Source organism: Xylanibacter oryzae DSM 17970 (genome assembly GCF_000585355.1).
Classification (GTDB): domain Bacteria; phylum Bacteroidota; class Bacteroidia; order Bacteroidales; family Bacteroidaceae; genus Prevotella; species Prevotella oryzae.
The window spans coordinates 1,794,208-1,819,979 of sequence record NZ_KK073873.1; the positions used below are offsets into that span (position 1 = coordinate 1,794,208).

A 25,772-nucleotide genomic window follows, 5' to 3' on the forward strand; every position below is an offset into this window, starting at 1 on the left:
TGGTTATTTTTTTCTTTGATCAACAAACTTTATAGGTTTGCGGCTCTTGGCGGGAAAATTCATCTTATGGATGTTTTCTACTGGGAGCACCTCTATCTTAGGCGTCACTCTCAAACGGGAGCGGAACCTGTCTTTCAGGTCTTTTATTATATCCGACTCTTCGTGGTTATCGTTTGCTTTCAGTCCGATCTTTACTATCACATCGTCGGTTCCGGCATCGCTGTAACGCACCATGATAATGTAATTTTCTACATATGGGGTATTGTCGAGCACATCATTTATCGCAGGGGGATAGAGGGTGGTACCTTTTAATTTTATCATATTGTTTTTACGACCTACCAACGGTGTAAGGCGATAAGAGTTGCGCCCACAGTCGCACCGGTCTACAAGTTTGGCAGCCATATCTCCTGTGCGGAATCTTAATAGAGGCATACCTTCTACACCGAGGGTGGTAACTACGATCTCGCCTATCTCACCGTCGGCTACCGGCAAATCATCATCACCGATTATCTCTACGATTATAAGTTCTGGATGCACATGGCCGCCCTTGCCGTACTCGCACTCTGAGAAGGTGGCGCCCATCTCAGTAGATGAATATGTGGCAAAGAGGTGTACGTCCCACTTCTCTTTTATACGTTTGCCCAACAGATTAAGACTGAGGTCTTGTTCGCGCAATCCCTCGCCAATACCGATGATGCGTTTCACACTACTGTTCTTATAGTCGATGTCGTGCTCCTCGGCATATTGGATGAGTCGCAGGATGAATGACGGCACGCACATTATAGTATCAGGTTTTATCCTCTTTATAGTATCCCATTGCAGTTCGGGTATACCATTGCCTACACGGATGATGCCCGCCCCAAGCTTTCTAATGCCAAGGAAGTAAGCCAGACCGGCCATAAACCGCTTGTCAAGGGTGGTCATGAGTTGCAGGATATTGCCGGGATGCAATCCGGCACACTCAAACGATTTCATCTCATTATAGGCCAGACGCTGCAGGTCTTTCTCGGTACAACCGAAGGTGACAGGGTCGCCAAGGGTTCCGGAGGTGGTGATATAATCGATGATCTTATCTTTGGGACAGCAGAGAAAGTCTTCATTAAACAGCTGCAGATCTTTCTTCTCTGTGAATGGTATCTTTACGAGATCCTCTATATTACTTATCTTATCTATGTTTATATCATATTTACAGAACATCCGCTGATAATAACGGGAATGCCCGTTAAGGTACACGAGAGCTTGGTGTAACAAGTGTTCCTGATACTCCTTTATCTCTTCGGCTGACTTGAATTCAATATCATTTTCCATTATCAAATATGTTTTGAAACCATTTTATAAATTCATTTTTCCACTCTCGGCACTCGACACTCCCTTTTGCGGGGTTCATACCAAAGCCGTGACCTCCTGTACGGTACTGTATATACTTATGTGATATGCCTTTTACAGTAAGGGCAGAATCAAGAAGCATGGAGTTATGATAGTCGACCACGGGGTCGTCTTTGCAGTTGACGATGAATATAGGTGGACAGTCTGACGGTATATGGCGCTCTACCGACAGGGAATCTTGCATGGTCTTGCTATGTTCACGCCATTCGCTAAGCAGTCCACGCCGTGAACGCTTATGCACTGACAGTCCGGACATAGTGACTACCGGATAGATGGCGGCCACAAAATCAGGTCTGAGTGATACATTGGTATAGATACCTTTATGACATAAGAAGTCGGTATGCGAATAGATAGCAGCCATCATACCAAGATGACCACCTGCCGAGAAACCCATCACACCAATGCAATGAGCATCTATCCTATATTTGCCGGAGTATACCCTGAGCAATTCTATGGCGCGCTGCACATCCATTATCATGTCAGGATAGCGATTGCCTCTTATCAACAACCGGGTATGGAAGGCGAAGGCCGGTACCCCACCTGTGCGGTATCTCAATATGAATGCAGCAATGCCTTGGCTCTGCAACCATTTAGCCACCATTGTGCCCTCGCCTGTATGGTCGAGCCAGAAATAACTACCTCCGGGACATATTATTACAGCTGCATTGGCATGACCTGAGGATGGCAGATAGGCTATCATCTTGACACGACTATTCTCGTTGGTGCCTTGCCAGATATTAGACTCTATTACGTCTTTATCCTTTGCATCTGCACTTAACGTGCAAATGACAAGCAGTATCATACATATGATATTATTCCACATAAGCTGAATTTATCTTATCCAACAAAACGCCCTGCCCTATCAGAGCCTCGGCTGTCTGAACAGCTGTGAGGGGTACTCCGCATATACCGTGCAGATTGATATTCTGACCTGTGAGCAACAGGTTTTTCACTTTGGTATATATCGGTACCTGAGACAGCAAGATGTTTGAACTGTCTTTACGAAATCCATACAGTGAACCGTTTTTCACTCCATAGTAGTCGCGTATGGTGAGTGGGGACGACGCAAAAGAATATTCTATCATATCCTTAATGCCGGGATGCAATGTCTCAAGGCGGTCAATAACCATATTTTTGTGTGCCTCTTTCCACTCTTCATATTCTTTGCCTCTATGACCTGTAAGGGTATCTGCCCAAGGTAGTACGACACTGAAATCCATTATGCTGTTGACTATCATCTTGTTTGCATATGGACCTTGGTCTATCGTAGACGGGGTGATATACATGAATCCTCTGGGCCAACGGTCGGCGTCATACTCATCGTGTTTCCACACCATACCGTAGTCTTCCTGATAATAACATGTGTGGTTAATGTATGGGAAAGTTCCATCTTTGAATATTATATATACCGTAAAAGCTGAATATGTATTGGGAATATCGGTAAGGCGACTTATATATGAACGGGGAAATGCTCCGGCACTCATAAGGCCTGTAAGGGTGCATGGGTGTATGTCGCTGATATATGTATCGGCGGTGAATTTTTCGCCTTGGGTTGTCTCTATATATTGGATATTTTTGTCAAAGACTTGTATGTGTGCTACTTGATGGTCGACGAGGATTTGTCCGCCTCCGTCAATGATGATCTGAGACAGGGCATCTGCCAGTTGCTGACTGCCGCCATTGAACCGGCTTGCACCGTCGATATACAGTACATTGATGAGTGCATGGATGTATGCGGGGGTATGATGGGCCACACCGCCATACATAGGATTCATATATGCAAGTACATCCTGTAGTTTGGGATCTTTGATATAATGCGATATCAGTTGATCGGCAGGGCACATGAAATTGTCACTGTGAGAGAAGATAGAATCGGATGACTTACGCAGATAAAACAAGTCTACCTCGTTTGCCAGACTATAAAGTTGGTCTACATACAGTCTGATGTTATCACGCTCATGCGGAAACAAGTCTGCAAAATATTCGACAAACCGCTCACGCCCCTTAGGTATATAATATGTTACATTATCTGACAGATAGCGTATAGAATCGATAGCATCACCGTCAAGTTCTCTTATAGACAACTTATCCATTATACCAAGGTAGGTGCATATCTTGTTGAGCGAACCTCCTCGTTGAAAACCTCCCAGTACATGCATGCCTGTCTCAAATAGTTCGCCACGCCGTTTAAAGCATTGCAATCCGCCACCAATAATATGGTTTTTCTCCATGATGGTGACACGAAAGCCGTTCTTCGCAAGAAAAGCTCCCGTGAAGAGTGCACCCAAACCACCGCCTATGATAATTATATTATTGTTCATATGTTATATCAATGCATCTATACCTGATTGTATTATCTGTTTGTATACACGTTCTGCGGTAAGTATCTCTGAACACGTCACTACTGTGCCTACCAGTACACCGAGCATGCCATGCGAGTTTACATTCTGACCTGTAAGCAGAAGGTTGGGAACCTTGGTCTTGTGCGATACACGGTAAGCCGGACCTTGGTTTATGTCTTTGACTACGCCATACATCGAACCCTCTTGCGTGCCTGTATAGTCAAGGTATGTGAGGGGCGACGCAGTTTTGTAACTTGAGATGCAATCCCTTATACCCGGGAAATCTTTCTCTACGGCATCCAAAAGGCGTTCAGCTTTTATCTTCTTGAACAATTCATAGTCTTCACCACGCCGACCTACTTTTGTGCCTATCCACTTATCGGTGTCTGCCATCTTCATATACGACAGAATGATGCCGCTCTCCGCATATTGAGGGTTGGCCTTATGGCAGAAATGCATATAAAGATAACCTTTCGGCCAACTGCTAAGATCATAATTTTCGCATCCCCAAGGACTGTCTCCGCTATATCCATAGAAGTTAGAATTCATATATGGCATTGCGCCTTCCTTAAAATGTAGGAACAATGAGAATGTGGAGACTGTATTGGGGATAGCCTTGATACGTTCGCGATATGCCGAACGGATGATTTTAGTATCAAGCATCTCAAGCGTGCGTGCGGGATGTACATCTGATATGACAATATCTGCCGGGATAAACTCATCACATTCTACCTCTACACCTGTAGCTTTGACGTCATCACACAGAATACTCGTAACTTTACGGTTTACCTGCACTTGCCCACCGTATCTCCGGATATTGGCGGCCAAAGATTTGGCTATTATATCACTGCCTCCGACTACACGGAAAGCACTCTGGTTGTAAAAATCCATTATAAAGGCGTGTTGCGCGAAAGGGGTTTTATCCTTCTCGGCGGCATACAAGGGGAGATTGCCCACAAGTACCTTCTTGATCAAGGGGTCAGAGAAAAGACTGTCAAGCACTTCATTAATACTACGACGCTGATACTCGGTATTTATTACCATATCAGTCTCAGCATAGTCAAGCGTATGCAATGATGAAGCGCCGGACACTTTCTGTATCAGGTCGAAATACTTTACGATATTGTCGTGCTCTTTAGGGAAATAAGAGGTCATCTGCTGTATAAAGGCTTCTCTGCCATTGGCAAATCTGAACCTCTCGCCTGCAAGCGAAATAATATCATATCCAGAAGTATCCAACCTGCCCAGTTGTATATCTTTGTCAATATCAAGATACCTCAGCATACGATAGAGTGTCTGTCCGGGGTCGGCACTGCCTATAAAATGCATGCCTGTCTCAAACTTCACCTTATTGCGATAGAAGCACTGCAGACAGCCTCCTATCTGTCGGGCTTGCTCAAGAACAGTAACATCATAGCCGTTCTTAGCAAGAATAACTCCACAAGTTAATCCTCCTAATCCACTGCCTATGATTACTATTCGTTTGCTCATTACATTATCGTATTATTACTCATGCATTCTAAAGTGTAGATTGGATGGTATACAACTACAGTGGGATGCCAACTTATAATGGTCTTCATCGCCCAAGTAAGCATATACTTCCTCATCATTATGGGCTAGTGCATACAACAGAGCTGTTTCGCCCTGACCGCAGTTGTCTATTACGACATCGCCATTATCCATAACATGATACTCGATAGTATCTGTTCGGAAGATTCTGCTTAAAACCGACTTGCAGTTTCTTTCTACATCATGGCCTTTGTACATATACTTATAACGCACATAAGGCAGAAAATATTTGTAGTTTTCAATTCTTTCACATAAACTGTCGTAGTGATTTACATACATACGATGTATATCACGGGTGATACGAAGGATATCTACAGGGGCATTAGTCTGCGGTTGTAGATTTATACGCTGTCCTATCTCCATATGGATGCTACCCTCGCGCAACATGAAGTCCTTCTTGGGCAGAACATGCCCCACTCCATGCAGGTATATTGGTATGATATCAAGGTGAAACTTCTGCGCCAGATAGAATGCTCCCTGATGAAATCTTTGTATTTTACAATCGGCCGAACGTGTACCTTCGGGGAATACCACTATTGAATATCCTCTTGATGCAAGTGAACGAAGGCGCTCTTCGTTCTGTTCTATTCCGTCTGAAACCGGATAGAACTCGGCATGCTGTATGATTTTGCCATAGAAGGGATTTTCCCATACCCAATCTTTGGTAAGTATGACAAGTTTTGGTGTAAGCATCATTATACACATCAGGTCAAGATGCGACTGATGGTTGCTTATAATCACAGCAGGATTGTCAAAATGCTCTTCTACACTGTTGTTATAAGAGAAATGCACACCGGGCACTCTGTATATGATAAACTTGGATATGCTCTGAAGGAATCGATGATACCTTAAGACCTTCTTATCGGTTTTTTTCCCTATCAGGAAGTAAAAGAAGGTGAACGGCAGCATAAACACGAAGGTGCCAAAGATAAAGAAAAGAAGTGAGAACAACGAATATGCCAATCTCTTGATCGTGATAGGTACATCGCGTTTCTTGCCTTCTGACATGGTAAGCCATCTGAATACCATAGGTGGAAGGTAATAGGCCATAGCTACAACGGTGATCATTCCTACTACGGAAACTTCGGCCAAGGAGCGCATGGCTGGATGCTTAGACAAAATGAGGGTTCCCATACCGATAAACATAATGACGGCCGACAAGGCTACGCTATTCTTGTATGATGCAAGTGTCTTCTTACCATAGGCATACTCGTACATGAGTCCCTCGGTTATGAATATGGTGTAGTCATCACCCTGACCGAATATGAATGTTGCCAATATGATGTTTACGATATTGAATTGCAGACCGCTTAGGTCCATTATCCCGAGTATCCACAACCAACCAACAGCCAAGGGCAGGAAAGACAATAAACTGAGTTCGAATCTGCCGAAGGATATCCACAGGAAGAAGAAGACAATGAACCCGCATACAAAACCGATATAATTGAAATTATTGGATAGTATTGTGACCAGTTGACTGCTTATATCACTTGTATCAAACACGAAAGTATGACCGGTATTAACGACGGTACGTAACTGACCGGCATGATGCTTTGGTACTTTAACATAATTGACAATACGGGTGGCACCATCACACTGTTGAACGAAATTACTGCCTACTACAAGGGTAAGTGGATTGAAGTAAGACGCATCATGCACCTGATACTGCTTTTTAAAGTTATTCTTATAGTTATCGAACGCATTATCAGAAAATCCCTTTTTGGTATACTCCTCATCAAACACTCGCATTACATCCTGATGAGATTTCCAGAACTTGTTCCACTTCTCTATTCTTTGTCTCTGCAATGACGCTGACGGCAAAAAGTTATTTATACCGCTTACCTTATATTTGACTTTGGATAAGTCTGAATGCATCTTATTTATCATCAACTCGTTGTTTTTGAGAGCCTCATTGATATTGCTACCTTCGGCTACAGCATACATCGTGGTAAGTGAGTCGTGATCGGCTATACTAGACTGCAAGGTTTTGATGTCATCACGTTGCTGATCTGTCATATAGTTGATGTGCTGCATATCCGAGTCGAAAGATGTGTCTAGACTGAAATAGGCAAATATGATGGTTAAGACTGCGAATATCAAGAATATCCACTTTCTGCTTAGCTTGTTTTTGAAATGAAGCTTATCTATATTAAACTCAAAATGGTTGGTAGTGGGCTTACGCGGTGATACGAGTACAGGTAAGAATATCAATACGAAGAGTATCGTACCTATTAGTACCAGTGAACCGAACAGGCCTAAATCACGCATGGCATCTGCATCGAGGAATACTAGACATAAGAATGCACCTACGGTGGTTATGTTGCCGATGAGCAATGGAGGTACCATCTCTCGAAGTGCCGTCTTCCGATTATTTTCGTGCTTGATATGGTCTAGAAAATGCAACGGATAGTTGACGGCAATACCTATGATTACCGAACTTATCCCTATCACTATTATGGATATTCTGTCTCTGAATATTGCAATGCCTCCCATGGCGAACATCCAACCGAATAGTAGTGATGCTCCGATCCACAACAGATCGTCTATACGCCTGAATGAATATATAAGTACTGCAAATATCAGTACTACGGCTAATGTGATGGAAAGGATGCTGTCTTTCTTTATCTGCGAGGCGTTTGTTACAGCTATCAGTGGCGCCCCAACAGCAGATACATGTATCTCAGGATAAGAGACTTTCAGTCGACTGATTACATCATCCAACTTATCTGCGATAGTCTGGTTCATCTTTGACTCACTGATGCCATAAGGCGATGAGAAGAATACGAAACCTTTATCACCTGTCTTATTCAGAATATAACCACCGTTAACCTGATAATTGTCACTTACTTTTAAAGTTTGAAGTCGTGAGTATATAGGTGTAAAGAGATGCAACGGATCTTTAGACAGGTTGCGTGTCAATATTCCTGCTGTAGGAAGCATAAGTAGACGCTTGTCCGAATCCAGTTGTCGGGATATGTAGGTATGGTCTTTCAATAGAGAGTCTATCCTTGAATAGTCTTCTTCGGTCATGAAATAAGGGTAATTATCACCGATAAAATCTGAAACGCCGATGATCTGAGAGTCATCAATACTGACCTGCATATCTTTTACCACATGCTGCTTATCCACTTTATGCCACAATGTACCGAAGGCATCCATGGCCCGAGTCATTCCATTTACGTCTGTATTGCGGTCCTTCGAGAATATCACGACTATCTTATTCTGACTGCCAAGGTTATTATAGACAGACTCATACTTCTCTACCTGCTTATTTTGTGGAAGAAAATCTGCGATATTCTCTTCATAATGCAGGTTTAGGGCCAAAAATGATGATGCAAGGAGACTGACGATAAATAGTACTATCAAGAGTCTTCTATGCTTAGCAAAATAACTGTATATAGACAAAAATAACCTTATCATTAACCTATTAACCTCCTAATTATTCTCATTGGTAAACCGTAAACTACGGCAAGAAAACATAACACGATATTCAATATACTGATTCTGACAAAATCTGTGACCGGCCGGAAATGCGAAACGCGCTCTCCTGAAGGTGGGTAATATACTCTTATATCAAGTGGTTGGAGCTTGATGCCATGCCAGGCCGAAAAGACCAGTAACTCAAGTTCGGCTTCATATCGTGATGTAATATAATTTAGCCCTCTCATCATACTCAAGGGATACAGTCTATAACCTGTCTGTGTATCCGGCAAGTTCAATCCTGTTTGTATCATGAACCAGAAATTAGAGAACTTGTTTGCAAATGAACTGCCGCTTGAGAGATTCTCATTTTTTAGATTTCTGTTGCCGACAATAAGTGTATCAGGATTTTTAGTTATGGCATCAAGAAATAATGGTATATCTTCAGGATAATGCTGTCCATCTGAGTCTATGGTTATAGCATAACGATAGCCATATTCCTTGGCTTCTATGAGACCGTCTCTCAATGCAATACCCTTACCTTGATTGTACTGATGACTAATGAGCATTATGGGCAGCATAGCCGACTTCAAAAGAGTTTCTGTATTGTCGGTGCTTCCGTCATCAATGACAATAACATCTGATGAATACAAAAGAATACGTTCAAGGATCTCTATTATAGTACCGGCATTATTATATGTAGGTACTATGACACAGATTTTCTCTTCACGCATATTCTTTATTATATCATCGTATGGCTTCATAGACTACAGATATTTTAGCGAATTGAACAGAGTCATCATAAACTACTGCCTGTACTTTATATTCATTTCCATCAACAGTTATTTTCTTAACCAGAACGGTCACTTCATCATTGTTTACAGGTGAAAGTACAGAGAGGAACTTTACATTGCGTACTTTCTTAAGTTCCAATCTTAGTAAGGTCTTACTTTCCATCAGTTCTGTAATTATCTGTATCATACAGACACCCGGAGTAATCGGATTATCCGGGAAATGTGACTTGTAGATAATATGGTCAGCATTAAGTTTAATACGCCAAGAGCAAGTGCCATCTACAGGTACATCTATAATATGAAAGAAGTCGCCTAATAATTTCATTACTCTTCAATTTTTTTAAATGAATATTTTATTCCTCGTTTAATATTATCAAGTGTTATCTCGCCGTCTTTGCTAAAATAGATAGCTCTCGACTTTGAATGTTTATTGGGATATGAAAAGAGGTATCGCCAATCAGCTTTTATCGTTTTCTTTATATACCACTTATTCAAAAAACTTATAACGTTGATGAGCTTGATATGGTCTTTTTCTGTGTCGTATCTGAAATCAAAGGCTTTAACACCAAACTCATTTACGATGCTGCCTACAATATTAGAGCTGTCTTTCTTCATCATACAGACTCCGGTAATGCCAGCCTTCTTGTACTGTATCAGTAAAGAATACTGAGCACGACCGTCTGTGCCAAACGATATAGCGCTTTGGGCATGGACTGCAGCAGACAGCATGAACAGTAGACTAATCAACGTCAAAAACTTTCTCATTTACCGGTGTATTTGATTTTACATTCTTCAATTTTATATATGTGGTATCACCACTTTTCTCTATCATCTGGACATCTGTAACCATAGCTCTTCGTTGACTGAATGTAAGTACAATCTTTTGGAACATCTGTCGTATATCTTTCTTTCTTGGAAACAGTACGGCTGTCCATTCATCTCCATTATCATACATTATGACTGCAAAATTATGATAATCAGAAAGACACTGACCGGTAATACTGTTCATCATTATACCAGCTATCTCGTTAAACAGTTTGCTAGACCTTACATCAATAATATCCTTACGCTTATTGGATTTAAGCATCACCTTATTACCATTCATAACAAAGATATAATTGTATGGTGATAGATATTCCCATCTCAATTTGCCGCCCTGCTTGTAATACATCTGTCCTCTGGATACCATGTTGTCATTAAGCATCTGCAAATGTTTGGTCTGCGTAAAATCACATTCTAGTGATCTTATTGAACTGGCCGTACGACCTATCGCATTTATCATGTTATCTCTGGCTACGCCTTGTACCTGACGACCTTGAGCACTACATGACATTACTGTCAACAATGATAATATTAATAATTTAAACCTCATATTACTTTTATTATTTTACTATTAAACAACAACCTAACATTATGAATCCCACTCCGCACCATCTATAGACAGATATATGCTCATGAAAGAAGAATATGGCTGCAAACATTCCAAATACATAACTTAAACTTATCATAGGATATGCCATACTGAATGGGAAGTGCTTAAGGATATACATCCATAATAAGGACGCTCCCCCGTAAAGTATTCCACAGCCTAAGAACTCCCAGTTGGTAAGCAAACGTATAAAGAAGTTCCAGTTCCATCCGAAGTGTCCCATCTTTGCCAAGGCAAACTTGAGAAGAACTTGTCCACCCGAAAGCAGAATGCTCTGTATTATTGATAAAGGTATTATTCTCCACATAATGATTCTAATAAGATGATTGAATAATTCTTCCCGTCAGACTGGTTGAATATGATAATCGACTTAGGTCTGATATATTTTTTGTCTCTATTATTTATAAATAAATGCTCCGGTATAACCTCTTTATTAATGCAAGTGGCTGCGACATAAACACCTAAAGCAGACGCAGAAAAACAGTCGCCAAACAAATGCTTGTATTGTATTAACGGTATATTTTCGAAGATATCTCTATTATTATGATAATGAATATCATTATCAGCATTACCGTTCACCCCGAGAACAACAGCATCTATATCTGTCATACGTTTACCTGCATCAGAAAGTACCTTTTTCAAGGCATCACTTATCTGTTGGTGAGAAGGTTTGTACATTATTTTTATTCCAGCTAGACGACACGTAGCTGATTGGCGACATCGATCTGAAGTACTTAGTATCATAGACACGGAGGCTTCACCACATATTTTTCCATTAACGCCTATCTTTTCTGCTAATGAATACACAGTCGGTGTAACCTCATCATGAGCTCCTACTAATGCAGACGTTATCTTATCCAACTGCATTTGAGTCCATGCATCATATAGTGCGCTTTCAAAAGATATACCCCTATGCGAATATGTTGCATTATAACCATTATTATGAGTATGTATGGCAATAAGCGAACTGATGGTATTGTGAGTAGACTGCATAAAACTGGTTGGTGTAAGAAGATTCTCACCATCATTACACATACTACCTAGAAATTTTTCAGTATTTTCTATACACCCTAAACCCGTTCCTGTTATGATGGCGTCGGGCTTCTCTATGTCTGCATGCTTAAGTGCCGTGATGGATGTTGCCATTGCCCGCTTGAGTATTTTGCCCATTCTACGGCCCTCTATAGGTGTAATGAAACCTTTAAAACTTGGATCTAAGCTTCGTATATATGAAGTACCATAAGATACAGGTGTGGACATCCAATCATCAACTAGAGGTTGCTGAATAGATATCTGCTCGGCCGAAACTATATATACTTCCTTCATACTTAATTATATTTTGAAATAAGGAGAGAAGAATCATTGCCACCAAATGCGAATGAATTGCATAACACATTCTTTATCGGCTTTTTGGATCTTATATCTTGTACCGGAATGATACCATTCTCCATTCTATTTTTCCAATTAACATTAACAGGCGTAAAGTTATTGTTTATGGCTAATACACATATTACGGTTTCTATCGCTCCTGAAGCACTTGTTGTGTGACCTGTCAAACTCTTCGTAGATGAAACGTCTGGCATATTATCGCCAAACAGTCTCTTCATAGCGGCAGTCTCACTCTCATCATTATTTGGTGTACCTGTACCATGAGCGTTTATATAATCTATGTCAGACACTCGTGTTTCACCGTCAGACAAGGCATTCTTCATTGCCAGATAAGCGCCATCTCCACAGGCAGATGATGCGGTCTGATGGAATGCATCGCAAGCATTGGCGTAACCTTTTAATACAGCTAGTGGTGTAATGCTACGCCTATTGACAGATTCTATACTCTCTAACACAACATAAGCAGCACCTTCACCTAGATTTAGTCCGGCTCTGTTAGCATCAAAAGGCCTACAAGGTTCTTTATCCAATATCATCAATGTATTGAATCCGTTGAGATGGTACTTCGTAAGGCACTCAGCACCACCAGCTATTACAATATCTGCCTCTCCGCTTCTTATCATATCGGCGGCTGCAATAATTGCGTTGGCTGCAGAAGAACAAGCTGTGGATAATGTAGTGACAAATGCAAAACGGCCTACCATATCGGCAGAGAGTTCGGTTGTTGCCCCACAGTCATGTATATTAATATATGAGTTTTTACTGTTATCAGATATTATATCATGATAATAGAGTTCTGTTGTATCCATTCCTCCTACTGTAGTACCAGAAATCAATCCGGCACTATTCAACTGCCTATCATCAAGTATAGCCTCTTTTATTGCCTGCTTTATTGCTATTGCACCTAATAAGGATGTTCTGGTTAATGGTTTCTGTTCATCTATACCAAGAATAGCACGCATTTCACTGTTGCTCAGTTTAACTTCTCCAACAGGGAATTCATTATGTTCGGTATTAAGATATCTGATGGGTGCGATGCCTGACTCAGACCTCAGCAACGACTGCAGAGTATGCTGCTTATCATTACCTATGGCCGAAACTATACCTGTACCTGTTATGTATATTGGTTTACCCATCATTTACCGTTTTATTTAGTTCTGTTCTTTGATATATAGTCTGCCATAACTTCTATCGACTGGAATATCTTTTTTCCTTCTGCTGCATCCCTCAACTTGATGCCATAGTTTTTCTCCATCAGAACAATAAGTTCCAAGGCATCTATTGAATCAAGTCCTAAGCCATCACCAAAGAGAGGAGCGTTATCATCTATATCTTCAGGAGTCATATCCTCTAGATTAAGAACTTCTATAATTTTGTTTTTTAATTCTATTTTCAGATTTTCCATTATATGATTTTATTTTTATTTCTTATGTCCGATATATCTTCATAAAGGTTGTGCCCCTCTTTATCAGCTATAAACATGAGCACTTCAAAATGTTCATCGTCCTTACAATCTACCCATCCGCCTATGACAGATTGTGTGATATCATCTTGAAAAGCATTTGAGATATTCTCTGCTATCTGTTTCGCGTTAAAGTTTTCCAGTACATTAAAGGATGTCTCACCATAGTATTTGTTACGTATTGAAATCTCACCTGTAACAATATTAGGCAAGGTATATACAAAGAAGGACGGACTTGGATAATAATTTTCTGTATCTTGTATTGTTGACTGATAATTCTTATCTGCATTAAGTGACGAATATTTGTTGAACAAAATAACGGCCCTGTCTTCACATGGCACAAATCTATCGTTCCCTTCTGCCTGTAATAACATCTCGGATGCTACAAAACCGAGTTTGCACAACATATCCATCTTAAAGAACTTGGGATAGTTGCCTATATTCTTTCTATATAATTCTGTGATTAGACGTTTTCCTTCTTTATCACATTTATGATCAATGTCATTAAGACATACCTTAGTGGGAGTAATGCTAATCCAGTTCTTTATTCGTCCAATATTATTTGGATATATTCCGGATGAATCTACTGTGCTGTCTACATTCTTGCTGAATAATAAAGCAGCATTGCATCCACCGAATCCGGAAAGCAGTTTGATAAACGAATTTTTATCCGTATGCCGTTTTTCACCTGATACCAAAACATGATGTGATACACCTAATGTCTCAAAACCTTTGGTAGCCAATATCGTTTTGTCTTCTATAGAATGCATTGACAATATAGATTCTACTATACCGGCTGCTCCCATCGTATGACCATAATAACCTTTAAGGGCATTTACTGGGACGTCTATCATTCCCGAACGCTCTATGGCTATTGATTCCATCTCATCGTTATATGCAGTTGCTGTACCATGAACATTTAGACATGCGATATTGCATGAGTCCTCATTTCTCATAACCCTGAGCAATGCTCTATAACTGCCCTCACCTGTACGTGACGGACCGGATATGTGATTGGCATCATTCCTTATACTGCCATCTCTGAGTATCCATTCACCGGCAGAAACATTCTTTCTGCTCGCATATATTATCGTCCCGGCAGCCTCACCAAGATTCAATCCATTCCTTTCTTTATCAAACGGTTTACACAGTTCGTCAGAAAGGGCCTTGAATGATTGGAAACCTGAGATAATAAATGGTGACTGGCAGTCGGCACCTACTACGACTGCATAATCGTAATCGCCACTATTAAGGCATCTCATAGCTGTAATCTGAGCGCAGACTCCTGAGATGCAGGCATTGGATACCACAATTGCGGGGTTTGCATTGCCAAAATAATCACAGAGCAACCGCCCTGTTCTACCCAACAATTCCCTATCTTCAGGGATATTCGCATATTCACCGCTAAGCATTGACACATTGCCCTTTGTAGTAGATAATATAAATATTACTTTGGATGATGATGCATCTATACCACTATCTGCAATGGCTTTGGATGATGATAACAATATCATCTTTTCAAACTTGGTGTAATCTTTTACATCCAGCCTGATTTCGTTACAAGCGCTATCAAGAACTTTATTATCTATAAATGAAGCCACAAAACAATCAGAATGCCGAGAGTTACTTTCATACTTGCGTAAGGCTGTATATCCCGACTTCACCGAATCATAGTTTTCTGTGCTTGAGAATCCTAAAGGTGATATAATATTATCTGCTATCTTTACTATCATATCTTATTCACGTTCCATTTTTTCTTCCATTCATCATAAAATGGAGGATTATACCATACCAACTGATATTTACTATCCAAAAATACCTGAACAGAATGTCCGGTAGCTACTTCACTACCATCTGATGTATCTATTATCTCGTAATCAAATATTATCTTTGCAGCATCCGTAGGTACATATGTAATACGTATCATAGGCTTCATCCCATACCGAAGTGGTTTCTTATAATGGAAAGACAAGTCAACCAATGGCGCATAATAGCCACTATTGAATATCACCATATACCCTAATCCATATTTTTCGCCGAAGGATTCGCGGGCATCTTCAAAATATAAAGGATAAGAACCATGCCAGACAAAACTCATCGAATCTACTTCGCTGAATCTTATCTCAAAGTTTTTCTCTGCTGATAATATTTTATTGTCCATTATTACTTATTATTCTTCGGTTTATTGCTGACAGCTATTTTCATTTCAGCCTCTACTAATGTTTCATCTCCACATTTCACTACAGCCTTGACGAGAGTCATATTCATGATCTCGACAACTGATTCTATCGTAGTCTGTATCTTTTCGCCTAATTTGGGACGACGGTATATATTCAGATCATGTACTGCACCTATATATCCTATGTTGATAGCGTTATTATTAAGCCAGTTAATATAACCTATACGTGTAGCACAAGTCTGAGCTATATTCTCAATAAGTCCTGTGGCAGACAGTTTATCATCTTCTATGAAAATCTCATTGTCTTTAATCAATAGTTCGGTAGTAATAGTCGTTTCATTGAAATCTACTATTCTGTCAACTATCACAAACGGAAGGCGTTGAGGTAAAAGTTCTAGTATTGGAGGTACGTTTGTTATATTGTCCATTCTATTTTTCCCAAAAATCAAAATAATTAAACCATTGTGTAGGATACTTTCGTATAATCTTTTCCATCTCTGAAGCAAAACACTGCGCTAGTTCTTTCATCTTATGCTTACCAACAGCAGTGGAATCGGGAGCTGTTTGGATATTTCTTATGTATATCTTATATTTGTTTACACTTTTTTTCATTACAAATACGGCAATGACTTTAACTTCGCGTTGCACAGCAAGGGCAAATGGCCCTAATGGGAATCTTGCGATTTCACCCATAAACATACATTCTGCATATTTTGTAGAACCAAAGATACGGTCGGCCGGCATACTTACTATTTCGCCATCACGCAACGCATTGTTAAGTGTGAAGATGTGCGACATGTCTTCTTGCACGGATATCATACGTATATTGTTCTTACCAAGCATCTTATTACGTCCTTCCATCATCGTTTCTGTTTCGCCGGAGAAGACAAGAGCATTAAAATTCTTATGTTCTGACTTCAGTGAATATCCAGCCAATTCATAGTTACCTATGTGTGAACTAAGTTGTTCGAAACCATCATCTGCCTGATCTAGTTGTGCAAAATGCTCATATCCGTCGATTTCCATATCAAATTTCTTTCCTGCATAAGATGCAAAGCGGTCTAGTATGACCTGCCCGAACCTGAAATGATTGGCGTAAACATTAAGAAACGACTTAAGCGGAGAATAACCAAATCTTCTGCGAAAGAAATGGTACATAGACATGTATCCTTTATGGTTGAAAAGCATGTAAAACAGGATTGCAAATCCCATCAATGAGTACATCACACGCAAATCTAACCAACTAAACAACCATATCAACGAACGTTGCATCCATGGTGTTCCACCTGTCTTGCCTTTCCACCGGTCGTGTCTGATATCTTCCACTTTGCCAAAACTAACCTACCTTACTCTGAATATAGTCACAAAACTCTTCGAGTGTTGTTATACCGGCCATTTCTTCCGGTTTGATCTTAAATCCGAATTTTTTCTCTACTATCACTACAATGTCTACAAAATCCAGGCTGTCTATACCTAAATCATCTTTCAACTTGGCTGCAGGGGCAATTTTGTCTTCTTCTATTTCCAAGTCGTCGATCAAAAACTCTCTTACTTTTTCTTCTATTTCTTTTCTTTCCATATTTTTTATTACTTTTTATTTTCTACAAACTAAGATACTATGTCCGTGTCCTAAATTGTCATGTATCTTTTCCACCTTCAGTCCCACACGGTTTACTATTCTTATCAGATCGTCTGAGTTATACATTTTGCTATTGCCATTAGCCATAGCTGTAAAGTATAGACTGATCTGTGTGAGGCAGAATGCTGCCGTTTCATATTTTTGTCTGTCCCACAATGTTTCCATGATGTACAGTCGTGTATCATCATCCATTATTTTTTCGGCTCTCGACAGTATACTTTCTATCTCATCTTCTCCGAAACAGTCTAGAAACTGACTCATCCATATTACATCGTAATGCTTGTCGGTAGGGAACTCTGATTCATTATCTAACAGGTTTATACCTATTCCGTTTATTCGTTCTGCACCTTCCTTACCTTTTGTCTGTTCCTGCATAATATCAATCTGCTGAGGTAGATCAAGTATGGTCACATTCACATTCTTGTCGTAAGATACGCAGCGTAAAGACCAACGACCTGTATTGCCACCTACATCTAGAAGTGTATTGGTCTTATTGCGGAATACGATCTCTAAAGCCTCATCAAAAGAACTGTCTGAATAAAAATGATCGAATGTGAACCAGCTCTTTTTTGCCTGTTCGGGTAGCGACGACAAACCTTCGTATATTGTAGGCCAATTGCCAAAATGCTTTAATCCTACAGGTTTTCCTTGATTAAGTGCTTCCTCAAGATTAAAAAGTCCCTTATAGTTTACATCATGATTAAAATCCATATTAATTTTGGTAGCAGAATCTGTGATGAGAAACCAACCGGCATATGCTAATTTGAACCTATCTGTATCTTTGTCTACTATTACGGTACCTATAGTAAGTGAGGCTTCAAGAAGTACTTTCACAGCATATTCAGACTTGCCAGTCTTTTCGGCTAATTCAACAATAGTGAGTCCTTGTTCACTATCACGTAATATATCAAGTATGCCAAATTTAACCATGATGCGTGATACTTCGAAGACAACAGGACCAAAAGCTATAAATTCAGCAAGCCTTTGAGCAGTACGCACAGAGTTCGTTTCCTTCGTATATACCTTTTTCAATGCAGATGATAAATTCATATTATTCGTTTTAATATATTAGTTGTTTGCCAATTGATATCACTTACTTTATACTTTCTTTATTACCAAGGCACTATTTGTACCTCCAAATCCGAATGAATTTGAAAGAATCTTGTCCAACTTACATTCTTTTGTCTCTAATGCAAGATTAAGATGCTCTGAATATTCATCAGGATGCTCAAAGTTTATATTAGGAGCAACGAAGTCGTTATTCATCATCAATGCCGAATATACTATTTCACTTGCTCCCGCCATCCAACATTCATGTCCTGTCATCGACTTGGTTGAACTTATCAAAGCGTGTTCGCTTCTGAACATTCTGTCTAAGGCTATTGCCTCATACATATCACCTTGCTGGGTGGATGTGGCATGAGCATTGATATAGTCGACGTCATCGACAGAAAGTCCGGCATCATTAAGAGCACGAGTCATAGCTATTACAGAACCATTATCACTTGGTTCTGAGATTCCACCACCATTAGATGAAAAACCATATCCACAAACTTCGGCTACGATATTAGCCCCACGCTTCACGGCCGACTCATAATCTTCAAGCACTAATGCTGCTGCTCCACCACTAGGTATTAGCCCGTCACGGTCCTTATCAAAAGGTCTTGATGCCTTTTTAGGTTCATCCATCGACTTTGAGAATGCAGACAGAGCATCAAATGTAGCCATAGAATAGTAGTTCACTTCTTGAGCTCCACCGCATAGCACCATATCCTGAAGTCCATTCTTGATAAGCATATATCCCAAACCTATAGAATGAGAACCGCTGGCGCAAGCAGCACTTACGGTAAAGTTTACCCCGCGAAGATGAAATATTGTACTAAGATTCATATTGACTGTTGAATTCATAGACTGAAATATAAGTCCGGAACCTAACAACGCAGAATCATGCTTCTCATCCATTATCTTTGCAGCCTCAATTACAGGCTTTGCAGAAGAATCGTTTCCGAAAATAATACCAACTTCATTACTTTTAAGGAAGTCGTCATCAATATTTGCATTACCAAAAGCTTCTTTTGCTGCCATATAGGCGAATTCAGCTTCTTCGCTTAATCCTACACGCAACCGTCTATGAAGCACTCCTTTCAAATTAGGTACTTCTACGATACCCGTCAATGCAGACTGATATCCGTATTCTAGTCTGGCTTTTTCAATTCCTATGCCAGATCGTCCTTCATATAATGAGTCACGTACTTCTGCCAGATTTTTACCAAGACACGACCATATACCCATTCCTGTTATAACAACTCTTCTATCCATCTAATACCTTTCTCGTCTTATGTATACAATCCTCCATTAATCTGTATTACCTGTCCGGTGATATATGCAGCATCTTCTGAAGCAAGGAATCTTACCAGTGCTGCAACTTCTTCAGGGCGTCCGAAGCGTCCTGAAGGTATTAGCTTTTTCAATTCTTTTTCATCCAAATCGGCAGTCATGTCAGTAGCTATAAATCCTGGAGCTACAGCATTAACGGTTACTTTCCTTGGAGCTACTTCTTGTGCAAGAGCTTTTGTTGCTCCTATCAAAGCAGCCTTTGCCGATGAATAATTGGTCTGTCCCGGCAACCCTTTTATACCTGATAAGGACGTTATGTTTATTATCCGCCCGTCTCTATGTGTAAGCATATTCTTCAAAAGTCTACGGGTAACATAGAAAAAACCGTTGACAGTTGTATTGAGCACATCTTTCCACTGTTCATTCTGCATAAAAATCATAAGATTGTCTTTTCTTATACCTGCATTGTTGACAAGTACAGATATATAATCTTCTGGATGAGCAGTTTCCCATTGCTCGAGGGCAAGATCTGTTTGCTTTTCGTCAGACACGTCAAACGGTAGCAGTTCGCCATGTCCTCCGGCATTTTCTATCATATCAATAGTCTCCTTTGCTGCCATTTCGTTAGCAACATAGTTGACTACTACGATATATCCTTTACAAGCCAGTTCTATACTTATAGCTCTGCCTATACCTCGCGAGCCTCCCGTTATGAGTGCATACTTTGCCATATTCAAAAATTATTGCCTTTAAGATATATTACTCTCTTAATATTATATTGCAAAGATGACAGAGAAGAAGAATATATTATTTTCTTAAAATAAAGTCTTTTAAGAAAGCTACAACAATCATCAATTGTCTTTTTATTATTTCCAGATAAGCAATTATTCTCGTTATCTATTACCACGCTTTCTATTTCTTTTTCTGTTAGGACAATATCAACTTCCACCACTTTAACAACATTAGATTGCATTTATGCATGCAAAAATACGAATATTATTTGTAATTTGTGAAATATTGAACAAAAAAACGCTTCTAGACATATATCCGAAATGAAATGTATGTGTTTTGCTTTTGTTTTTATCGCTTTATGGTTATTGACTATGATAAAAGATGTAACATAAAATGCTCTTACAACAACTTTTTTATTAAAAAAAATGTCACAATACCACTTACCCTGTGTTTATAGGGCTTTCGTAAGCTCATAAATACCACGAAACACCACTATAATGCCACTAAACAATATAAGATGGTACTAAATACATGCCATAATAGCACTTATTTTTGCCAATAAGCGTAAACCTCCAACGGATAAAGTCAATCACTATGCTTTTACCTCGCAAGAGCTATCCTTCGACCTCATGATAGCTATGCTTTTACCAACTCAAAGCTATGCTACAGCATCACAAAAGCATAGCTATGACTATGCCTGAATTAGGTATACATCTTTGTTGTTATACTTACTGATTTACTGTACAAGTTATTAAAAGCTTTACTGATCCACTTTACAGAAACATAAAAGCCTTCCTGATTTGCTTAACACAAAGAAAATGTTTTACATATTGTTCTGGATATTATTCTTTGTATACAAAGTTACCCGTTGGCGGAATTAAATGAGCACTTGTTTAATTCTGACAACGGGTTAAAGTATATTCCATAGTAATTATACATATTTCTATTTATTGTATAAATAAGTTGCAACTTATTTATACTTTGGGATAATATATAGAAACCTATCTAAATCACATTATCAAAAGGGTGGCATTATAGTGTCATTTCGTGGTATTTATGATACTCATCGCGAGTTCTTATCTTATTAACATTCAACCACTTAAGTCACATAGTGGTAAAGTGGTATTTTATTTTAGTTTTTTTATGTATATCTCTCATTAATAGCATAACTTTTATATCTTTTCACGATGACTATATCAAACAATATTCAGTATATTGGTATCGTTTATATGTGGTTTCAATGTCAGATAATGTTGTGGGTCATCACTCTGGTCTTTAAGAGCTGTACCGCTTTTCTTCATATTATACGCATTCTCTATTAACCATGCCAACTTGAATGCGGCTTTGCCATAACTAAGCCCTTCAGGACGTATATTTGAGATACAGTTGCGTTCGCTTTCCATTCTGCCCCAGAAAGGTTTGTATGTCATATAGACTCCGAGGCTGTCTGGAGATGAAAGACCGGGGCGCTCACCTATCAGGATAGCAACCAGTCCGCAATGCATCCTCTCCGCGATGTCATCACCTAGTGCTACCCTGCTCTCCTTTGCGAGCACCACCGGTCCAACCGTCATGCCAAGTTCATCCATGTATGGCAAAAGCTGTCGTATGAATGGCACGGCCTGTTTGTGAACAGCCTTTGATGAAAGTCCGTCACCAATAACTAACAATACATCTGCTCCCTGATAATTTAGCTCGTCAAGCTGAGCCTTACTTTTCTCACTGAGGCGCCTGCCGAAATCAGGACGGCATAAATAGACTTCTCTGTTGGCTGCAGAACTCTCCACATTTATCGTCTCCAGCCCCATTGCATGCAATTCTTTGCCGATCCGATCTCTATCGAAAGGCATTTTTATAGAATCACGTGCTTTGGCATGCGCCAGACTGAACGTCAAATAGTCGTCTGTCAATATGCTGCATCCTGTTCTGCCAAGGGCTATTCTGGCATCTGTATATGATTTGAGTTTCTCCCAACAATCATTCTCCCTTATATTTTCAGCCTTTACGGTTATATAATGATTTTCATCCATTTACAGCCTCCATTTTCTCTATTTGCAATAATTTATTTGTTGGTTTGAATGGAAGTATATCCCCTTTATCATCTATAAGGTTCATCTTCTTCAACCAACTTTCAAACTCAGGTGCATGTCGCTTGTTTAATAGTTTTCTAACATAAAGCGCATCATGATAAGATGTACTCTGATAGTTGAGCATTATATCGTCTGCACCTGGCACACCCATTATGTAGTTTACTCCACCTGCGACGAGCAACGTAAGCAGATTATCCATATCGTCCTGGTCTGCCTCTGCATGATTAGTATAACAGATATCACAGCCGAGTGGTACGCCCATCAACTTACCACAGAAATGATCTTCCAGTCCTGCTCTTGTTATCTGCTTTCCGTCATATAGATATTCCGGTCCTATAAATCCTACCACTGTATTCACAAGAAGAGGATGATACCTGCGGGCCACAGCATAACAGCGAGCTTCGCAAGTCTGTTCGTCTACCCCGAAATTTGCATCTGATGATAACGCCGAACCCTGTCCTGTTTCGAAATACATACAGTTTTCGCCGATAGTACCACGATGCAGACTCTTTACGGCTTCATAACCCTCATCAAGCATTTTCAGATTCACTCCAAAGCCAGCCATAGCTTTCTCAGTTCCTGCTATACTCTGAAACAACAAGTCTACCGGTGCACCTCTGTTTATCAGTTCGGTACAAGTAGTGACATGCGTAAGTACGCACGACTGAGTAGGTATATCATAATTACTTATTATATCATCCAGCATATAGTTCAAATTCATCAGTACCGGTATGCTGTCGCTGGCCGGATTGATGCCGATAACAGCATCTCCACAACCATACATCAGACCATCTATTATGCTTGCCGCTATACCTTTGAGGTCGTCTACAGGATGGTTAGGTTGCAACCTGACACTCAATCGGCCCGGTAGCCCTATTGTATCTCTGAATTTTGTTACAACGCTACACTTCTGTGCCACCAGTAATAAGTCTTGATTGCGCATTATTTTACTCACAGCAGCAGCTATCTCAGGAGTTATCCCCGGAGCCACATACGAAAGGTCGGCCGTAGTAGTATGGTCATTAAGTAACCAGTTGCGGAAGTCGCCTACCGTAAGACTGCTTATCGGAGCAAAAGCTTTCTTATCATGAGTATCAACAATCAATCTGGTAACCTCATCTTCCTCATAAGGAATAAGAGGTTCTTCAAGGAATCTCTCAAGTGGAACTTCTGCAAGAGCCATCTTTGCAGCCACTCGTTCTTCCATGCTTGATGCAGAGATTCCGGCAAGGTCATCGCCAGAACGAGCTGGCGTGGCCTTTGCCATCACATCTCTCAGATTATTAAATTCATATGTTATGTTTCCTATCGCTATCTTGTACATAAACTGTCTCTCCTATTAATTCACCTTCAGGTTCTACATTTGAATCTATCTCGTCTTCAACCTCTGGCGCATTGTCGTCTATGACAACAAAATCTTCATGTATCGCTTTGCGGTTGTACAGATAATATCCATAGCATAATGCCATTATTATAACAAATGCTACAAATACATTGAAATTATAATATACCATGAGTACAAAACATATAACGGCTCCGACCAATGCTATTATAGGGAAGGCCGGATAACATATTGCCTTGTATGGACGCTCTAGGTCTGGTTCTGTCTTACGCAGTCTGAACAGAGACATCATGGATATTATATACATCGTTATCGAACCGAAACATGCTAACGTGATTATATTTGCAGTCAACGACTGACCATTAAGGAACAGATCAAAACCATCACAGACTACGCATACAATACCAAACACCGCTGTACTTACAATTGCCCAGTGTGGAACCGCACGCCTGTTAACCCAACTTAGTGGCTTTGGCAGATAACCGGCACGTGATAGTGCAAATATCTGGCGACCTGCCTCCATTATTATGCCATGGAATGATGCAAGAAGTCCAAACAGACCAAGGAATACCAACATATGTACCCAACTGCTCTTTTGACCTACAACCATCATCATTGCTTTTGGCAGAGGGTCATTAAGGTTAGATAATTGTTTCCAATCACCAGATCCACCTGCAAACATCATTACACCGGCTGCAAGAAGTACTAAAGTTATTATACCTGTAATAAACCCCTTTTTAACTGTAACTTGTGGATTTTTCGCTTCTTCAGCACTCATCGAGGCTCCTTCTATTGCAAGGAAGAACCAGATTGCGAATGGTATTGATGCACATATACCCCCTATCGTCCCCATGGAGAAGGTATCTGAGCCTGCCCAACCATGTGAAAGGAAGTTTGTTAATGCAAAACCAGGTGCTACAACGCCCATAAAGACGAGTAACTCGCATATAGCAACTATAGTAACGGCAAGCTCAAATGTGGCTGCTGCTGAAACTCCGCAAAGATTTAAGGCAACAAAAAGTCCATAAGCGACAATTGCAATTGCAACCGGGCTCAGCCCTGGTATTAGATCACTGAAATATGCTCCGATAGCTAATGCTATGGATGGCGGTGCGCAAACATACTCTATGAGTGTAAATGTCCCTGCAAAGAATCCTCCGAGTGGACCAAAAGCTCTACGAGCATAAGCGAAAGGGCCTCCGGCCTGAGGAATGGCACACGACATCTCTGTAAAACTGAATATGAAAGTCACGTACATTATTGCAACAAACAATGTTGCTATTAAGAATCCTAAGGTTCCTCCTGATGCCCAACCGTAACTCCATCCGAAATAATCTCCTGAAATAACCAATCCTACAGCTATTCCCCATAAATGAAAAGCGTTCAACTTACGCTTTAATGTTGACTTCTGCTTACCCATACCTAATTTGTTTTAATTTGTGTTGTGTTGTTATTTGTGTGTATTGTTATGATATTCGCAAATATCATTTTGTAATCTTAATAATGCAAAGATACAACATTTTGTTATAATAACAAAATAAATTATATCATAAAGTAAGTAATAAATGAAATCATGTTACTTTTTGATATCATAAAAGAATATCTGTTTACAAATAGTAATTAAAAACATTATTTTATAAACAAATTGAAACTTTATTGACA

The 25,772-nt window shown here is 39.9% G+C and carries 24 protein-coding genes; all 24 read right to left on the reverse strand.

Features of this window, described 5'->3' with window-relative positions; translation table 11 throughout:
• Positions 1-3: 3 nt before the first annotated feature.
• The 24 genes from flxY to eat all read right to left on the reverse strand — a co-directional run bounded on the left by flxY (position 4) and on the right by eat (position 25,530).
• Positions 4-1,308, reverse strand: coding sequence for a flexirubin biosynthesis putative acyl-CoA ligase FlxY (flxY, locus tag XYLOR_RS07230; protein ID WP_036878124.1), 1,305 nt, complete (start codon positions 1,306-1,308; stop codon positions 4-6).
• On the reverse strand, positions 1,298-2,188 hold the full coding sequence (locus tag XYLOR_RS07235; RefSeq protein ID WP_154655696.1) for an alpha/beta hydrolase: 891 nt from the start codon (positions 2,186-2,188) through the stop codon (positions 1,298-1,300). Before XYLOR_RS07235 ends, flxY begins: the two co-directional genes overlap by 11 nt.
• A 10-nt stretch (positions 2,189-2,198) precedes the next feature.
• Complete coding sequence (locus XYLOR_RS07240; RefSeq protein WP_036878127.1) at positions 2,199-3,707, reverse strand: phytoene desaturase family protein; 1,509 nt, start codon at positions 3,705-3,707, stop codon at positions 2,199-2,201.
• Positions 3,708-3,710: 3 nt separating this feature from the next.
• A complete protein-coding gene (locus XYLOR_RS07245; protein ID WP_036878129.1) occupies positions 3,711-5,219 on the reverse strand; it encodes a phytoene desaturase family protein in 1,509 nt (502 codons plus the stop codon).
• A 15-nt stretch (positions 5,220-5,234) separates the two neighbouring features.
• Positions 5,235-8,717, reverse strand: coding sequence for a 1-acyl-sn-glycerol-3-phosphate acyltransferase (locus XYLOR_RS07250; RefSeq protein ID WP_036878131.1), 3,483 nt, complete (start codon positions 8,715-8,717; stop codon positions 5,235-5,237).
• Complete coding sequence (locus tag XYLOR_RS07255; RefSeq protein WP_036878133.1) at positions 8,717-9,481, reverse strand: glycosyltransferase family 2 protein; 765 nt, start codon at positions 9,479-9,481, stop codon at positions 8,717-8,719. The genes XYLOR_RS07250 and XYLOR_RS07255 overlap by 1 nt, the downstream gene beginning before the upstream one ends.
• Positions 9,465-9,836: an ApeI family dehydratase gene (locus XYLOR_RS07260; RefSeq protein WP_036878135.1), complete on the reverse strand. Its 372-nt coding sequence runs from the start codon at positions 9,834-9,836 to the stop codon at positions 9,465-9,467. The genes XYLOR_RS07255 and XYLOR_RS07260 overlap by 17 nt, the downstream gene beginning before the upstream one ends.
• Positions 9,836-10,276: a hypothetical protein gene (locus XYLOR_RS07265; protein ID WP_154655697.1), complete on the reverse strand. Its 441-nt coding sequence runs from the start codon at positions 10,274-10,276 to the stop codon at positions 9,836-9,838. Before XYLOR_RS07265 ends, XYLOR_RS07260 begins: the two co-directional genes overlap by 1 nt.
• Complete coding sequence (lolA2, locus tag XYLOR_RS07270; protein WP_036878139.1) at positions 10,251-10,883, reverse strand: flexirubin biosynthesis/transport protein LolA2; 633 nt, start codon at positions 10,881-10,883, stop codon at positions 10,251-10,253. Before lolA2 ends, XYLOR_RS07265 begins: the two co-directional genes overlap by 26 nt.
• Before the next feature lie 10 nt (positions 10,884-10,893).
• Positions 10,894-11,247: an EamA family transporter gene (locus XYLOR_RS07275; RefSeq protein WP_036878140.1), complete on the reverse strand. Its 354-nt coding sequence runs from the start codon at positions 11,245-11,247 to the stop codon at positions 10,894-10,896.
• A complete protein-coding gene (locus XYLOR_RS13345; protein WP_051508925.1) occupies positions 11,235-12,266 on the reverse strand; it encodes a beta-ketoacyl synthase chain length factor in 1,032 nt (343 codons plus the stop codon). The genes XYLOR_RS07275 and XYLOR_RS13345 overlap by 13 nt, the downstream gene beginning before the upstream one ends.
• Before the next feature lie 2 nt (positions 12,267-12,268).
• Positions 12,269-13,468 carry a beta-ketoacyl-[acyl-carrier-protein] synthase family protein gene (locus XYLOR_RS07285; RefSeq protein ID WP_036878142.1) on the reverse strand — a complete coding sequence of 400 codons (1,200 nt, stop codon included), beginning with the start codon at positions 13,466-13,468 and terminating at the stop codon, positions 12,269-12,271.
• 8 nt (positions 13,469-13,476) lie between these two features.
• Positions 13,477-13,734, reverse strand: a complete 258-nt coding sequence (locus XYLOR_RS07290; protein WP_036878143.1) for a phosphopantetheine-binding protein — start codon at positions 13,732-13,734, stop codon at positions 13,477-13,479.
• The gene (locus XYLOR_RS07295; RefSeq protein ID WP_051508926.1) at positions 13,734-15,524 is read right to left on the reverse strand and encodes a beta-ketoacyl synthase N-terminal-like domain-containing protein; all 1,791 of its coding nucleotides are present in this window, start codon (positions 15,522-15,524) and stop codon (positions 13,734-13,736) included. The genes XYLOR_RS07290 and XYLOR_RS07295 overlap by 1 nt, the downstream gene beginning before the upstream one ends.
• Positions 15,521-15,952, reverse strand: a complete 432-nt coding sequence (locus XYLOR_RS07300; RefSeq protein WP_036878144.1) for an acyl-CoA thioesterase — start codon at positions 15,950-15,952, stop codon at positions 15,521-15,523. Before XYLOR_RS07300 ends, XYLOR_RS07295 begins: the two co-directional genes overlap by 4 nt.
• A 2-nt stretch (positions 15,953-15,954) precedes the next feature.
• The gene (locus XYLOR_RS07305) at positions 15,955-16,398 is read right to left on the reverse strand and encodes a hotdog family protein (protein ID WP_036878146.1); all 444 of its coding nucleotides are present in this window, start codon (positions 16,396-16,398) and stop codon (positions 15,955-15,957) included.
• A 1-nt stretch (position 16,399) separates the two neighbouring features.
• Positions 16,400-17,296, reverse strand: a complete 897-nt coding sequence (locus XYLOR_RS07310; protein WP_245601968.1) for a lysophospholipid acyltransferase family protein — start codon at positions 17,294-17,296, stop codon at positions 16,400-16,402.
• A gap of 10 nt (positions 17,297-17,306) precedes the next feature.
• Positions 17,307-17,549 (reverse strand): acyl carrier protein, encoded by a 243-nt coding sequence (locus tag XYLOR_RS07315; protein WP_036878148.1) that lies wholly within the window; start codon positions 17,547-17,549, stop codon positions 17,307-17,309.
• 15 nt (positions 17,550-17,564) lie between these two features.
• On the reverse strand, positions 17,565-18,659 hold the full coding sequence (locus XYLOR_RS07320; protein WP_036878150.1) for a FlxJ family methyltransferase: 1,095 nt from the start codon (positions 18,657-18,659) through the stop codon (positions 17,565-17,567).
• Positions 18,660-18,707: 48 nt separating this feature from the next.
• Positions 18,708-19,928, reverse strand: a complete 1,221-nt coding sequence (locus XYLOR_RS07325; RefSeq protein ID WP_036878151.1) for a beta-ketoacyl-[acyl-carrier-protein] synthase family protein — start codon at positions 19,926-19,928, stop codon at positions 18,708-18,710.
• A gap of 17 nt (positions 19,929-19,945) precedes the next feature.
• Positions 19,946-20,677: a flexirubin biosynthesis SDR family reductase FlxB gene (flxB, locus tag XYLOR_RS07330; RefSeq protein ID WP_036878153.1), complete on the reverse strand. Its 732-nt coding sequence runs from the start codon at positions 20,675-20,677 to the stop codon at positions 19,946-19,948.
• Positions 20,678-21,874: 1,197 nt separating this feature from the next.
• A complete protein-coding gene (gene eutC, locus XYLOR_RS07340; protein ID WP_051508927.1) occupies positions 21,875-22,708 on the reverse strand; it encodes an ethanolamine ammonia-lyase subunit EutC in 834 nt (277 codons plus the stop codon).
• Positions 22,701-24,092, reverse strand: a complete 1,392-nt coding sequence (locus XYLOR_RS07345) for an ethanolamine ammonia-lyase subunit EutB (RefSeq protein ID WP_036878156.1) — start codon at positions 24,090-24,092, stop codon at positions 22,701-22,703. Before XYLOR_RS07345 ends, eutC begins: the two co-directional genes overlap by 8 nt.
• Positions 24,058-25,530, reverse strand: a complete 1,473-nt coding sequence (eat, locus tag XYLOR_RS07350) for an ethanolamine permease (protein WP_036878158.1) — start codon at positions 25,528-25,530, stop codon at positions 24,058-24,060. Before eat ends, XYLOR_RS07345 begins: the two co-directional genes overlap by 35 nt.
• Between the last annotated feature and the right edge of the window lie 242 nt (positions 25,531-25,772).

Coding starts and splice junctions, on each gene's coding strand:
- flxY (WP_036878124.1), bottom strand. CDS start 1,308: ATGGAAAATGATATTGAATTCAAGTCAGCCGAAGAGATAAAGGAGTAT.
- XYLOR_RS07235 (WP_154655696.1), bottom strand. CDS start 2,188: ATGATACTGCTTGTCATTTGCACGTTAAGTGCAGATGCAAAGGATAAA.
- XYLOR_RS07240 (WP_036878127.1), bottom strand. CDS start 3,707: ATGAACAATAATATAATTATCATAGGCGGTGGTTTGGGTGCACTCTTC.
- XYLOR_RS07245 (WP_036878129.1), bottom strand. CDS start 5,219: ATGAGCAAACGAATAGTAATCATAGGCAGTGGATTAGGAGGATTAACT.
- XYLOR_RS07250 (WP_036878131.1), bottom strand. CDS start 8,717: ATGATAAGGTTATTTTTGTCTATATACAGTTATTTTGCTAAGCATAGA.
- XYLOR_RS07255 (WP_036878133.1), bottom strand. CDS start 9,481: ATGAAGCCATACGATGATATAATAAAGAATATGCGTGAAGAGAAAATC.
- XYLOR_RS07260 (WP_036878135.1), bottom strand. CDS start 9,836: ATGAAATTATTAGGCGACTTCTTTCATATTATAGATGTACCTGTAGAT.
- XYLOR_RS07265 (WP_154655697.1), bottom strand. CDS start 10,276: ATGAGAAAGTTTTTGACGTTGATTAGTCTACTGTTCATGCTGTCTGCT.
- lolA2 (WP_036878139.1), bottom strand. CDS start 10,883: ATGAGGTTTAAATTATTAATATTATCATTGTTGACAGTAATGTCATGT.
- XYLOR_RS07275 (WP_036878140.1), bottom strand. CDS start 11,247: ATGTGGAGAATAATACCTTTATCAATAATACAGAGCATTCTGCTTTCG.
- XYLOR_RS13345 (WP_051508925.1), bottom strand. CDS start 12,266: ATGAAGGAAGTATATATAGTTTCGGCCGAGCAGATATCTATTCAGCAA.
- XYLOR_RS07285 (WP_036878142.1), bottom strand. CDS start 13,468: ATGATGGGTAAACCAATATACATAACAGGTACAGGTATAGTTTCGGCC.
- XYLOR_RS07290 (WP_036878143.1), bottom strand. CDS start 13,734: ATGGAAAATCTGAAAATAGAATTAAAAAACAAAATTATAGAAGTTCTT.
- XYLOR_RS07295 (WP_051508926.1), bottom strand. CDS start 15,524: ATGATAGTAAAGATAGCAGATAATATTATATCACCTTTAGGATTCTCA.
- XYLOR_RS07300 (WP_036878144.1), bottom strand. CDS start 15,952: ATGGACAATAAAATATTATCAGCAGAGAAAAACTTTGAGATAAGATTC.
- XYLOR_RS07305 (WP_036878146.1), bottom strand. CDS start 16,398: ATGGACAATATAACAAACGTACCTCCAATACTAGAACTTTTACCTCAA.
- XYLOR_RS07315 (WP_036878148.1), bottom strand. CDS start 17,549: ATGGAAAGAAAAGAAATAGAAGAAAAAGTAAGAGAGTTTTTGATCGAC.
- XYLOR_RS07320 (WP_036878150.1), bottom strand. CDS start 18,659: ATGAATTTATCATCTGCATTGAAAAAGGTATATACGAAGGAAACGAAC.
- XYLOR_RS07325 (WP_036878151.1), bottom strand. CDS start 19,928: ATGGATAGAAGAGTTGTTATAACAGGAATGGGTATATGGTCGTGTCTT.
- flxB (WP_036878153.1), bottom strand. CDS start 20,677: ATGGCAAAGTATGCACTCATAACGGGAGGCTCGCGAGGTATAGGCAGA.
- eutC (WP_051508927.1), bottom strand. CDS start 22,708: ATGGATGAAAATCATTATATAACCGTAAAGGCTGAAAATATAAGGGAG.
- XYLOR_RS07345 (WP_036878156.1), bottom strand. CDS start 24,092: ATGTACAAGATAGCGATAGGAAACATAACATATGAATTTAATAATCTG.
- eat (WP_036878158.1), bottom strand. CDS start 25,530: ATGGGTAAGCAGAAGTCAACATTAAAGCGTAAGTTGAACGCTTTTCAT.